8 protein-coding genes are annotated in these 13,783 nt (G+C 40.8%); 4 read left to right on the plus strand and 4 right to left on the minus strand.

Features of this window, described 5'->3' with window-relative positions; genetic code table 11:
* Positions 1–201: 201 nt before the first annotated feature.
* Positions 202–1,479 (minus strand): adenosylhomocysteinase, encoded by a 1,278-nt coding sequence (gene ahcY, locus KV40_RS17580; RefSeq protein WP_036484305.1) that lies wholly within the window; start codon positions 1,477–1,479, stop codon positions 202–204.
* A 402-nt stretch (positions 1,480–1,881) separates the two neighbouring features.
* Between ahcY and psb35 the strand changes: the two genes are divergently transcribed.
* Entirely contained in the window at positions 1,882–2,067 is a 186-nt protein-coding gene (gene psb35, locus KV40_RS17585) for a photosystem II assembly protein Psb35 (RefSeq protein ID WP_036484307.1), read from the plus strand.
* Between the two features lie 70 nt (positions 2,068–2,137).
* Here the strand turns inward: psb35 and KV40_RS17590 are convergent, their stop codons facing one another.
* Positions 2,138–3,817, minus strand: a complete 1,680-nt coding sequence (locus KV40_RS17590) for a PstS family phosphate ABC transporter substrate-binding protein (protein ID WP_052055725.1) — start codon at positions 3,815–3,817, stop codon at positions 2,138–2,140.
* 441 nt (positions 3,818–4,258) lie between these two features.
* On the opposite strand from KV40_RS17590, the gene KV40_RS17595 reads away from it, so the two are divergent.
* On the plus strand, positions 4,259–5,539 hold the full coding sequence (locus KV40_RS17595) for an FAD-dependent oxidoreductase (RefSeq protein WP_072013847.1): 1,281 nt from the start codon (positions 4,259–4,261) through the stop codon (positions 5,537–5,539).
* Between the two features lie 8 nt (positions 5,540–5,547).
* Here the strand turns inward: KV40_RS17595 and KV40_RS17600 are convergent, their stop codons facing one another.
* Positions 5,548–6,633 (minus strand): glycoside hydrolase family 10 protein, encoded by a 1,086-nt coding sequence (locus KV40_RS17600; RefSeq protein WP_072013839.1) that lies wholly within the window; start codon positions 6,631–6,633, stop codon positions 5,548–5,550.
* 342 nt (positions 6,634–6,975) lie between these two features.
* On the opposite strand from KV40_RS17600, the gene KV40_RS17605 reads away from it, so the two are divergent.
* Positions 6,976–9,585 carry an FG-GAP repeat protein gene (locus KV40_RS17605; protein ID WP_052055729.1) on the plus strand — a complete coding sequence of 870 codons (2,610 nt, stop codon included), beginning with the start codon at positions 6,976–6,978 and terminating at the stop codon, positions 9,583–9,585.
* Between the two features lie 36 nt (positions 9,586–9,621).
* On the opposite strand, the gene KV40_RS17610 is transcribed toward KV40_RS17605, so the two are convergent.
* Positions 9,622–11,823, minus strand: a complete 2,202-nt coding sequence (locus KV40_RS17610) for an amino acid permease (RefSeq protein ID WP_036484310.1) — start codon at positions 11,821–11,823, stop codon at positions 9,622–9,624.
* A 555-nt stretch (positions 11,824–12,378) separates the two neighbouring features.
* Here KV40_RS17610 and purB point away from each other — a divergent pair.
* Complete coding sequence (purB, locus tag KV40_RS17615; protein WP_036484313.1) at positions 12,379–13,674, plus strand: adenylosuccinate lyase; 1,296 nt, start codon at positions 12,379–12,381, stop codon at positions 13,672–13,674.
* Positions 13,675–13,783: the final 109 nt, after the last annotated feature.

Genomic DNA, 13,783 nt, shown 5'->3' on the forward strand with positions numbered 1-13,783 from the left:
AGTTATTGTGATTACAACCCATATATAACCAAGGTTTTACCTCGATATGTTCTTGGTTAGATTCCTGTTTTTTGGGTTATCAACTAATTATTTGGCATATTTATAACTGAAGAACCAAACCTTTTTGTTGGCAAAATACAAGAAAAAATAGGGAAGTTTTGGCGAGCTTCCCTATTTTTGAATAAATCTAATTAAACTACCTTAGGTACCTTCATTCCAAGAGTTAATATACTTGACTTGGTCTTCGGTAAGAGTATCAATTTCTACGCCCATACCTTTGAGCTTCAAGGCGGCGATGTTTTGGTCGATCTCTTCGGGAATAGAGTGTACTTTAGGCTCCAATTTACCTTTATTTTTAACCAGATATTCACAAGCCAGGGCTTGGTTGGCGAAGCTCATATCCATTACCGCACTGGGATGTCCTTCAGCAGCAGCCAAATTAATCAGTCTACCTTCACCCAGGACGACGATTGTTTTGCCATTAGGCATTTTGTATTCTTCAGTAAAGTTACGAACTTCTTTTGCTTCAGTAGCAGTCTCTTTTAAAGATTTAAGATCGATTTCTAGATCGAAGTGTCCCGAATTAGAAACCATCGCGCCATTTTTCATCACTTCAAAGTGTTCGGGGCGAATGACGTGTTTGTTACCAGTTAGAGTAATAAAAAGATCTCCTTGAGGAGCAGCTTCAATCATTGGCATAACGCGGAAGCCGTCCATTTTAGCTTCGATCGCTCTTACAGGATTGATTTCGGTAACAATCACGTTAGCACCAAGTCCTTTGGCACGCATTGCCACCCCCTTACCGCACCAGCCATAGCCAGCAACTACTACGGTTTTTCCAGCCAGAAGAACGTTTGTAGCGCGAATAATGCCATCGAGAGTAGATTGACCCGTACCGTAGCGATTATCGAAGAAATGCTTGGTTTCGGCATCATTAACGTTCATAGCGGGGAAACTGAGAACGCCATCATTGAACATTGCCCGCAGTCTTACGATACCTGTAGTGGTTTCTTCAGTAGTACCTATGATGTCTTCAATTTGATGCTGACGCTCCTGAACCATAGTTGCCACTACATCGCTACCATCATCAATAATAATGTTGGGTTTGTGGTCGAGGGCGATTTGGACGTGACGATGGTAGGTTTCATTGTCTTCTCCTTTAATTGCAAATACAGGAATCCCATATTCGGCAACCAAACAAGCCGCAACGTCATCTTGAGTCGAAAGAGGATTACTAGCAATTAATAGTGCATCGGCACCACCAGCCTGTAGGGCGATCGCCAAGTTTGCAGTTTCAGTGGTAATGTGAGAACAAGCTACCAATCGTACTCCAGTAAAGGGCTTCTCTTGGGCAAACCGCTCTCTAATCTGTTTGAGAACGGGCATTTCTCTACCTGCCCATTCTATTCTTTGTTTGCCAACCGAAGCTAAAGCTAAATCTTTGACTTCGTGCTTTGGTTTAGAGGGAGTTGCGACCATAATTATCTAATTATCAAAAATAAATTTACATACAGTTAGCAATAGAGATTTTAACTGAATTATCGATCGCTTTGCTGAGGGAGCAAACATTTCTCTTATTAGTTCATCGCTCTAATAATTTAATACAGTTGGGTTAAATTGGTTTAGATAATGCTTCAGGCAGATAAAAATTTATATTAATCTTTACTAAAGAGAGATGTTCTACATTTTATCAATATGCTATTTATCGATCGTATAGTTGTTTAACTTATCAAATAATACTCTAGTGAAATCATTGGTTCTCCTATTGCCGAGGTTTCCTCAGCAATCCGAACCACTAAGAGCGAGAAAAAAGATCGCGTGAACGGGAGGACGGTAAGTTAAAATCTAAGACTAGCAAGATAAATAAGGAAAATAAATATGATGAACTTACTTTTAACTGCCGCCACTCAAGAAATGCATTTCCCTTATGCTGCAACTGCGGCATTAGTCGTGGGTTTTATTGCTGCGGTGACTATTGGTTCGATCGCCTGGTACAATTCAAAACGCCCTGCTGGCTGGGAAGACAAAGAGCGTCCCGATGTAGTTCCCGATATCGATAAAAAATAATAGATTCTAGCGATTTGTCATTACGATGATAGATCGCATTTCATCACTAGCTTCGGTTTACAAACAAATCTCACTCAATTCCTACAAAGCCTGCCTGTCTAATCAAATTTTGTCCTGACTGAGAACGCAGCAGTTCGATCATGGCGATACCAATTTGCTCTTCTCTTTCGCCATTATGTTTAACCACGAGATAGAGACGACGGGTAAGAGGATAGGTGCCAGCAGCAAAAGCTTCCAAGTTGACGCGATCGCGAAGCTGAGGACATTGCTGGGAGAAGGAACTATCCTCTCGCGTAGAATCGCCAAAACCTTCATAGGGAGCGATCGATAGTCTTTCACTTAGCTTTAGCGGTAATGTTTTTACACTACACTGTGGGACTACTTCCGATGCTGAAGTAAAATAAATTCCGCCAGCAGTATTTTGTAACTGACGTAAAGCATCGGTAGTAGAATAAACGTACTCAACTCGTTCCCCAAAGTTTTTGCCATTCAAAATAGTTTGTCGCCAAAATTGTGCCGTAGCCGAATATTCTGGCGAACGAGTAAAAGAAACAATTTTGAGATTTTGACCTCCTAATTGACTCCAGTTATCTACCTCACTCAAATAAATTTGCTGTAGCTGTCTCAGACTGAGAGCGGTAACAGACAAAGCAGGATTGACAGCAACCGCAATACCATCAATAGCTATAGGATGTTGAGTAATAGAAAATCCTCTTGCTTCTGCCATAGCATATTCTTCTGGCTTGAGAGGGCGAGAAATGTAAGTAAAATCAAGCTCTCCATCTAACAATAAGTCAACAGCAATTTCCGAACCAGGACTTCCAGACAAAACATCAACATACCGTAAGTCAAGTTCGGGATAAATACTTTCCAGTTTTGGTTCTAATAGTCCGAAAATAGGTGCCCAGGCAGTACTGCCGTTGTGATTGAAAATTCCTTCTGGTACGGAATCAACATCTTCAAAAGTATTAGCCTGGGTCAGTTCTCTAGCCTCATCCACTGCCATCTGGTTTTCAGAGTAAAATACAGGTTGCCTCCACCGCCAAATCAAAGCCATAGCTAGTAAGCCAAACATCCCCAAAGCCATAGCCATCCAAAACAGCGATAAAGATTTTGTTGAAGCTGCTATTGGTAGAGAGGTTGTAGCTACAGTCGAGCCTAACTGACGATCTAGCAGTAAAGGATTAGAATCGCTTGCTAATAATTCTTCTTCTCCTAAATGCTCTCCAGCTTCTGGGGAAGATAATTTTAACAGTGCTTGTTCCTCATCATTAGATGAAGCAGTTACTTCTTGACAGCAAGATAGTAAGGCTGGAACTAAAGCTGCCTCTTGTAAAGGCGGACAGTCCAAAATTTTCAGAACGCGTCCTGCTGCATAAATGGTATTAGAAAGCAAATTTTGGGGTTGAAACCCTGGCAAAAGCTCGTCTGCTCCTTGATGAATTGCCCAACGCCTTTCGATAGGAGAGATACTTCTTTGTGAGTTGCTGGTTAAAACAATCTTTAACTGAGGATAGTAGCGGCGACACCAGCGACAGAGATCGTAAGGATTGCGAATTTCTAAATCGGTAAGTAGAAGATCGGGAAGATCGAGTTTTGCTTTTTGAATTTCTTCTAAAATTTCAGCTACGTGAGCGTCAGATAGTCCTCCGATTACAGAAATATTTTGAGAGCTAAGTGCAGACCGCCAAACTTTGGCTTGAAATCTAGTATCTAGCAACATTAAAACAGTTTTTTGGTAAGTAATCATCAAACGAATAGTTCGGGTAATTAGAATAATTTGAGTTTCAATAGTCGTAGCGAGAATTTAAACAAAGTTCTGTCAACCTCAAAATAAGACATTAATAAAAATGAGTCAAAACAATTTAAAATAGCTTTTTTAGCTAAAAACGCGGGTTTTTAATTATAGTTGTCAAACTTAAAATAAGCTAAATTTGAAAAGTTTTCCTAAAAAAACAATAATTAAAATTGTCTAATAATAATAAACATACGACTATTGTTAACAAGCAATTGTCTTTGAACTGAACATGACCTAGAGGGTGCGACAATTAGTAAGCGAATGCTAGTTTATCAGACAAACTAAAAAAATTAGCGATTTTTTCTTTCTTTCCTGCAAGTTTGAATAATTTAACTGCTTAAATTTAAAGTATATAGTTAAGATTGAAAACAAAAATAGCGGTATTTATTGGTTTTGTTAGATTGCCAAGTTATTGTTATTGGTGCTGGTATCGCAGGTTTGAGTGCTGCTAGTTATCTTCAGCAACAAGGATTAAAAGTTGTTGTTTTAGAAGCTCGTCAGCGTCTGGGAGGACGGATTCATACTACTATCGATCGCTGGTCGATACCAATAGATCTTGGGGCATCCTGGATTCATGGAACTGAAGGCAATCCGATTAAAAAGTTGGCAACAGACTTTAAAATTGCCACAGCAGTTACCGACTACGACAGTATCGATATATTTGACTATAAAGGTCAGCCCTTTAGCGAATTTAAATGGCATAAATATGCCAAAATTTGGCGACGAGCGGTAAAAGGCGCTCGTAAAAACTGGCATGAGGATGGGTGTTTGCAAACCGTAATAGATGAAATGCTAGCTAGCAAGTCTCTATCTGCAAGCCAAATAAGGCAGTTGAATTACTTTATCAATACTGAAATCGAACATGAATATGGTGCCGATCTTAGCGAACTGTCAGCTTTTAAATGGGATCGCGATCGCGAATTTTCGGGAGATGATGTTTTCTTTCCTGGTGGTTACACTCAAATAATCGATATTTTGGCAGCAGGTTTAGAAATTAAATTAGAGCATCGAGTCGAGCGCGTAAGTTACGATTCTCATCGAGTTACGGTATCTACCGATTGTAAAGAATTTACAGCCGCCAAAGCTATCGTTACTTTACCTCTGGGGGTGCTAAAAAAGCAGACGGTAACTTTTTCGCCACCATTACCAATAGCCAAACAAAAAGCGATCGCATTACTAGGTGTGGGAATCTTAAATAAGACTTACCTGCATTTTCCCCATGCTTTCTGGTCGGATCGCAGCGATTTAATCGGCTACATTGGCAAACGCAAGGGAGAATGGATGGAATTTGTCAATATCTACAAATATACTGGCGTTCCCGTATTGCTAGGATACAATGCAGGTCGCTACGGAAGCTATCTTGAAACCCTGAGCGATGATGAAATAGTTGCCTCGATGATGGCAGTGCTGCAAACAATTTACGATCGTCAGATACCACAACCAACAGACTATCAAATTACTCGTTGGGAAAGCGATCGTTATGCCTGTGGTGCTTATTCGTTTATGACTCCGGGTGCAACGGGTAAGACTATTAAAGATTTAGCCAAACCTATAAATAACTGTCTTTTTTTTGCTGGTGAAGCTACCAGTTTACACTATCCCGCTACAGTTCACGGTGCTTATTTATCGGGAATTAAAGCAGCCAGATCGATTTTAAAATCAACAACAGATTAAAAAGTTTTTTAGTTGAATATATCTCTGTACTCTTTCAAACCTTCATAGTGAAAAAACACCGTGCCGCTAAAATTACTGTGGCGATTTAGTTCGATACATTTAAGAAGATCTTTAGCAGCTAATGCCTTACCGTTGGCAGTAAAAGCAATCCCTGGAGCAAATTTAGTTAATAAATTATTATCTACGGTTTTAACAATTTTGTTTACTTCCTGACGATAGCTAGAGTAGCTAGAGCGATAGATTTGCGGATGAATTAGATCGACAATGCCTCTTTCTAGCCATGTTTGACTATCTTGTAATAAATTTTGCAGGCAAAAAGGATATACGGCAGGAGATAGAGAAACGATCGCTTCTGGCTTTATTTGTTTTACCTGTCGATACAATTTGGCTAAAAAGTTTGTCAATAAATTAGCTCGCCATTGCACCCATTGTTGCTGTTTGGGGTTACTAGATGGCTGTTTTCCCGTTTCTTTTCTATACTTCGTTACTGTTTCTCGATCGTAACCTGCGGCTATAGGCATAGCGGGAAAGCGATCGCATCCTTGAATTCCTGCTACGTCGTATTTATCTACTACTTCTAAAACTAGCTCTAGCATAAACTGCTGCACTTGGGGGTTCAAACCATTCATCCAGGTAAGGCTTCCGTGTCTAACAGTGCTGCCATCTGGCGCAATCGCTTTCCAATCAGGTTTTTGTTTTAAAATATGCCCGCCACTCAATAAGTGGGAAGCTGCAAAACCGTATTCAAACCAGGGAATAACCGCAATATTATGTTGTTTGGCTTCAACAATTATTTCCTTTAGAGGATCGCGCTGTTGCTGTTTGTAAAAAGGATCGAGAAGAGGAAAATCATAGCTAGCCATTACCTGAGAGGGGAACAGAGTATAACCGCGATTCCAAACTACAGGAAATACAAAATTAAAACCCGTAGCGGCTAAAAATTTCATTGCCTCAGCAATATTATCCTTCGACTCCAAAACTTGACTATGAGGACGGTTGGCAATCCAAGCCCCACGTATTTCTGCTAACGATTGAAGTTCTATTTGTATCGTCTCCTTTTCTTGACAGTAACTTTTGGAATGGCTGTAACTCAATCATCTCATAAGTAGGTAGATAAAGTAATTTATAAAACTTGACGATCGAGCGGTCTTCCTCTTGTCTATCCCCTTTTTTTATTGTCTCTATTACATTTTTTAGTGCCAATGTTTATTCCATATAGAATTAATTGTCTACTTTTTTTGTAGCAATAATAAATACAAGTAATAAAATATTTTTTTAATTATCCCATCATATTTACGGCTTCAATAAACTGCTCATTAAAGCAACATCTAATTTTGGTTTATCGAAAAGTAAACTTTAATTTTAATTTGAAAGCATACGCAACTAAAGTTGCTTTATAAAAGTCAAATATTTTTATAGCGATCGGAGAAATTATTATGGTTAATTATTTGCTGAATTTAACTGAGTTGGACGGCAAAAATGGTTTTACTGTTTCTGGTATAAATGACGGCGATCGCTTGGGAGCGGAGGTCAATAATGCAGGAGACATCAATGGCGATGGTTTTGACGATCTTATTTTGAGCGCACCTTTCGCGGCAGAACCGAAGACAGAAACTCAGCAATACTACCCTTATAACCAAGGAGAAGTTTATATAATTTTTGGTAGCAATAATTTTGCTAAAAATTTAGATTTAAATAGTCTTGATGGCAGCAATGGTTTTATGATTCGAGGTCTGGCTAATGACGCTCGTTTGGGTGAAGCTGTTAGCAGTGCAGGAGATTTTAATGGCGATGGTTTTGATGACCTAATTATTGGCGCACCCTATGCAGAAAAAACATTTCGCTATCCTAATAAAATTTGCTATAGCTGCGTTTACGATTATAGGGGAGAAGTTTATACGATCTTTGGTAGTAACAAGGGTTTTGCTGCCAATTTAGATTTGAATAGTCTGGACGACAACAATGGCTTTTTCATCAAAAGTATAGGCGATGACGACCGCTTGGGTAGAGCCGTTAGCGGTATGGGGGATATCAATGGCGATGGTTTTGATGACCTAATCATTGGCGCACCCTATGCCAGCGTTAGCGATGAGAATAATCGAGAGGGAGAGGTATACGTTGTTTTTGGTAGTAACAAAGGTTTTGCTGCCAATTTCGATCTTGCCAGTCTCGATGGTAATAACGGTTTTGTCGTTCGAGGACTAGATGAAGCAGACTATTTGGGTAAAGCTGTCAGCAATGCAGGAGATATTAACAATGATGGCTTAGATGATTTTATTATTACTGCAGCTTACGCTAACGGAGTTTATCGTGGAGAAACCTATGTAATTTTTGGACGAAAAAGCGGTTTTGCTGCCAACTTAGATTTGAATAGTCTCGATGGTAGTAATGGTTTTCTGATTCAAGATGTAGATGGAGAAGCTCTTTTAGACTTAGGTAATGCGCTAGGTAATGCAGGAGATATTAACGGCGATGGTTTTGACGACCTAATCATTGGCGCACCTTCTGCTAGTATTAGCACTGACAACAGTCAAGAAGGAGAAGCTTATGTTGTTTTTGGTAGCGATAAGGATTTTACTGCCAGGTTAGATTTAAATACTCTAGATGGCAGTAATGGTTTTGTTGTTCGAGGTCTGAAAGAGGGCGATCGCTTGGGTAGTACCGTTAGCGGTGCAGGAGATATTAACGATGATGGTTTTGACGACATAATTATTGGCGGCTCCGAAGTATACGTTATTTATGGTAACGCTCGGAGTTTCGCTCCTATTTTCGATCTAGCCAATCTTGGCAATAATGAAGGTTTTGCTCTGACTGACTTTGGTGGTGCCGTTAGCAATGCAGGAGATGTTAACGGCGATGGTCTTGATGACCTGGTTATTGGCGCACCTTCTGTTAGTGTTAGCGATCGCTATAATAGTCTTGGCGATCGCTATAGTAATCAAGGACAAGCATACATTCTCTTTGGTTTTCAATCGTTGGCACTAGATGGCACAGAAACAGACGATACACTTACTGGCGGTGTGGGAAGCGATACTCTCAAAGGTTTGAGAGGCAACGATCGTTTAGCAGGACTCGGTGCTGCTGACACGCTTTTAGGTGGAGTGGGAGACGACACGATTTTGGCTGGCGACGGCAACGATATTGCTAGAGGAGAAGCTGACAACGACAGTATTGATGGCGGTAACGGAGATGACAGTTTGTTTGGTAATAACGGACGAGACACTCTAGACGGTGGAGTTGGTAACGATTTGCTTGAAGGTGGTTTGGGTTCTGATACCCTATCGGGTTCCGAGGGGGCTGATACCTTTACTGGTAATTTAGCTCAGTTAGATGGCGATATTATTACCGACTTGACTACAGAAGACGAAATTTTAGTAAAAAATGCCAGTTTCACTAGCGATAGCTTAACTATAGCTTTAGATTCGGCAATATTAAATATTGATGTTGACTTAGATGGAACGATTGATTCGGCGATCGCTTTGGAAGGAAATTTTACTGAGGCAGATTTCAAGGTAGAATCAGTTGCTGCTGAAGATAATTCAGACACATCGACAGTTATCAAATTTTCCCAACCCGAAACCAAAGCGACAGTCTATCGCTTTTTCAATTCATCTGTGGGAGCGCATTTTTATACTGCCAATAAAGATGAAAGAGATTATGTTAGAGAAAACCTCAAAAACTATGACTATGAAGGAGCCTCATACAAAGCCGCACCAGAAGAAAGCGATCCTCTAACAGGAGCGGTACCAGTTTATCGTTTCTTTAATAAAAACACGGGCGTACATCTATATACGGTTTCGGAAGTCGAACGAGACTACGTTAGAGAAAATCTCGATAACTGGAGCTTTGAAAACATTGCCTATTATGGTTATGAAGAACCAGGAGCAAACAGAACCCCTCTATATCGTTTTTATAATCGAGTTGTTGATGCTCACTTTTATACTCCTTCAGCAGCAGAAAAAGAGGCGGTGCTACAGAACCTTCCAAATTACCAGCTAGAAGGAAGCAATGGTATTGCTTTTTATGTCGAACCACTGGAAGTATAGCAAGCTGCATTAGCTTGTCAATTGCAGTTAAATAAATTATGTCAGTACTTCTTGGTGAGCATAGTCAGAGGCTGCTAAGACAAAAATTGTCGAAGGAAGATCTTCACTCCATGACAGTAGACGTTCGTAGTTGCTAACAAAATTTTCATCTGGTTCTGGCAAACCGAGAAACACCAGATCGGCTTCCCGTGATGATTCGTGAAGAATTTCAGGAAAAGGTCGTTCGTCACCAAGAATAACTTTGACTTTAACTCCCAAACGTAACTCCTCAATCAAATTTTTAACGCTCTCTTTTGCTTTATTAGCTGCTTTTTCGTCATGTACTACAAGCTTAAGATTTACTGCTGCCTCGCGCCAATCTACGTCAGAACTAAGCAAATAAGCTAGTAACAACATCAAACTACCATTATTGTTAAACCCTCCCCACCACAGATCGATTTGTCGGCGCAAGCCAAAACCGCGTTCCCGATCGTCGTGAAGGATAATGGCGTTGCGTTTGGCTAAATGAATTTGAGCGATTAGCTCGCAGTATAAATCTCGATTTTTGGGACTAGCACTAGCACCGAGTAAGAAAGTATTGGGAATTAAAGGACCGATGCCATAGGCTTCTAGTAGCTGTAACCCACCATCAAACATATTAGATGCAGTAACCATGCGGACTAGAGCCTGTACGCCATGTCTGTTTAAATATTCGCGTACGGTTTCTTCCATTTCTCCCTGCTGGCGAATATTACGAGAGCCAGGAGGTAAGACACTAGAAACGGTAATTAAGCCTCTGTTCTGACTTAAAGAGTTGGCTAACTCGATTAAATTCCAGCGTTTGGTAGGTGCGCCAGACAAAATCAATATATTCGGTCGCCAGTTTTTATAGTCTTGTTCCCGTTCTACATTAAAAATTCCCGTTCTTAATAAAGTCATCCACATACCCCTACGGGCATCACCCCAGGTAGTCTGTAGTTCTCTTCTTTCTAACCATAAGAAAATTACCAGTACGATAATGGCTGCTACTACAGTGGCGATGGGGTTGATGAGAAACATTACCGCCAAACAGCCGATCGCCCCTAGTAAAGATAAACTCCAGTGGACTTTAAAGGCAGGACGGAAAGAAGGACTTTGTAAAAAACCTTCGATCCCTGCGGCAATGTTTAATACCAGGTAGGTGGTAAGAAAAAACATACTCAGTATGGGAGCGATGAGATCTAACTGTCCGATACAGACTGCTGCAATCACTACTCCTAAAGTCATAATCGTACCCAAACGCGGCTCATCATCGGGTCCGCTACCTCTGCCCAACCAACTCAACCATTTGGGTAGTACTCGATCTCTTGCCAGGGCTTGAGCAACGCGAGGCGCACCCAACAGGCTACCAATGGCACTAGAAAGGGTAGCTCCCCAAACTCCCAATAAAATTGATGGTCCCCAAAAAGATATCTGCTGCATAATTAAGTTGTCTTCAATCAAAGTTGTGGCATCAACTCGACTGGCAAGTAAAATGGGAAGAAGCATATAAATTACGTAACCCGTTCCCACAGCAGCTAGAGTACCCGTAGGTATCGAACGAATCGGATCGCGTAAGTCGCCTGACATATTAACCCCTGCCATGATGCCAGTTACGGCAGGAAAGAAAACTGCAAACACCTTCCAAAAAGATTCTCCAGAAGCAGCTCCCCACATTTCAATATTGGTCGGCTCTACAGATTTACCAAATATCAGAGATATAAGCGATAGAACGATCGCCACCATAATAAAATACTGTGCCTTAATCGCCAATTTAGCAGAGGTAAGAGCTAGAATAGCTACCGCTATCGTAGTAATTAGAGCCACATAAAGCTGATTGAGATGACCAAAAGTACTTACTACACTCTCGGCAAAACCAATGGTATATAGTGCTACCGACAATGCCTGAGCGAAGTATAAGGGAATTCCTACCGCTCCACCAGTTTCAATTCCCAAAGAACGGCTAATCATGTAGTAGGCACCTCCAACCCGCACGACTCGATCTGTAGCGATCGCGCAAATTGATAGAGCCGTAAGTAAAGTAATGCCCGTAGAGAGGGTAACTATAATCAGCGTTCCCAACAAACCGACATTACCTACTACCCAACCCAGGCGTAAGTACATAATTACGCCGAGAATTGTCAGAATTGAAGGAGTAAAAACGCCGCCAAAAGCTCCCAATCCCGAACTTTGAGCGGGAACGGTTTGATTGCTCGTTGGTTCGGACGAAGAGGTTTTCATAATCTCACTTAACTGAAAAAACAGAGGACAAAAATAAAACTATAGAGCCAGTTAACGAACTTTACGACGCGCTCTGTTTTTAAATTCTTACTTAATTAAGCCTACGATCGATTTCGGTCGATATACAATTTAAACCGAAAAATCTAGCATTAGCGATCTGCAATTTTGTTTATAGAATTTATTATCTATAAATGTATTGTAAGTTACCAAATAAATAAAATTATTGGCAAATTTAACAATTAGCCGTAAGCCATAAGCTCTAAGCCTCTGCGTTTTAGGTCTAAGTCCCACGGGCGACACAAGGTTTTGAAGACAGCGTATGCGCGAATGCGCCGTTCTAACGACGCTTGCCTGCCTTCGCAGGCTGCTTAATTAGTAGTCAAAATCTACTAATTATTTAGCTTACGGCTTACGGCTTACAGCTTATAGCTTTTTTAAAATTGCTAGATAAATGATTCCTAAACGATTTAAACAGAGACATAGTAGTACAATAAAAAGTCATATTCTGCTAAACAGACTGCAAACGCACCCTATATTTAATATTTAGTTTAAGTAATGATCGAACGCTATACCCTGCCCGAAATGGGCGAAATTTGGACTGATGCTTATAAATTAAAAACCTGGCTAAGAGTAGAGTTAGCAGTTTGCGAGGCACAAGCAGAACTAGGTTATATTCCTCAAGAAGCAGTAGCAGAAATTAAAGCCAAAGCTGACTTCGATCCCAAACGCGTATTAGAAATAGAAGAGGAAGTTCGCCACGACGTTATTGCTTTTTTAACCAACGTTAATGAATATGTAGGGGATGCAGGAAGATATATTCATTTAGGCTTGACTAGTTCTGATGTTTTAGATACGGGGCTGGCTTTGCAAATGGTTGCCAGTCTGGAGTTGATTTTAGAAAAGCTGGAAGAATTAGTTCAGGCAATTCGCTATCAGGCACAGCAACACCGCTATACGGTAATGGTAGGGCGATCGCATGGTATTCATGCCGAACCAATTACCTTTGGCTTTAAGTTGGCGGGTTGGCTGGCTGAAGTGCTGCGAAATCGCGATCGCCTGGCAAAATTGAGTCGCGATATTGCTGTAGGTAAGATTTCGGGTGCGGTGGGGACTTATGCTAACGTCGATCCACAAGTAGAGGCGATCGCCTGTCAGAAGTTAGATTTAGAACCCGATACGGCTTCAACTCAGGTAATTTCACGCGATCGCCATGCCGAATTCGTGCAGCAGCTAGCGTTGCTATCGGCTTCTATCGAACGCTTTGCCGTCGAAATTCGCAACCTCCAGCGTACCGATGTTTTGGAAGTAGAAGAATACTTTTCTAAAAAGCAAAAAGGTTCTTCGGCAATGCCCCACAAACGCAACCCGATTCGTTCGGAAAGACTGACGGGAATGGCAAGAATCATTCGCGGTAACGCCGTAGCAGCTTTAGAAAATGTCGCTTTGTGGCACGAACGGGATATTTCTCATAGTTCGGTAGAACGGGTGATTTTGCCCGATAGCTGTATTTTGACTCACTTTATGCTGAGAGAAATCACCAACTTGGTCAAAAATCTGCTGGTATATCCCGAAAACATGAAGCGCAATATGAATGTCTATGGCGGGGTAATTTTTTCTCAACGAGTGTTGCTAGCTTTAGTAGAAAAAGGCATGAACCGAGAAGAAGCCTATCGCGTAGTACAAAATTGCGCCCATACTGCCTGGAATCAGCTAGAAGGTAACTTTCGTGCTTTAATCGAGCAAGACGATACGGTAAAGCAAAAGCTATCCGCATCAGAAATTGCCGCCTGTTTCGATCCCCAACATCATCTCAAGCATCTGGATGAAATTTATCAGCGTTTGGGAATTTAAAACCAAATTCTCTATCTTTTTATGGTAGAGCGATCGCTAGATAGTAAAAAAACGCCTAGTAAAATTCTAGACGTTTTAAACTTTAATTCAAAAATCGAGCAAATTATCA

It is taken from the genome of Myxosarcina sp. GI1 (assembly GCF_000756305.1).
GTDB lineage: Bacteria > Cyanobacteriota > Cyanobacteriia > Cyanobacteriales > Xenococcaceae > Myxosarcina.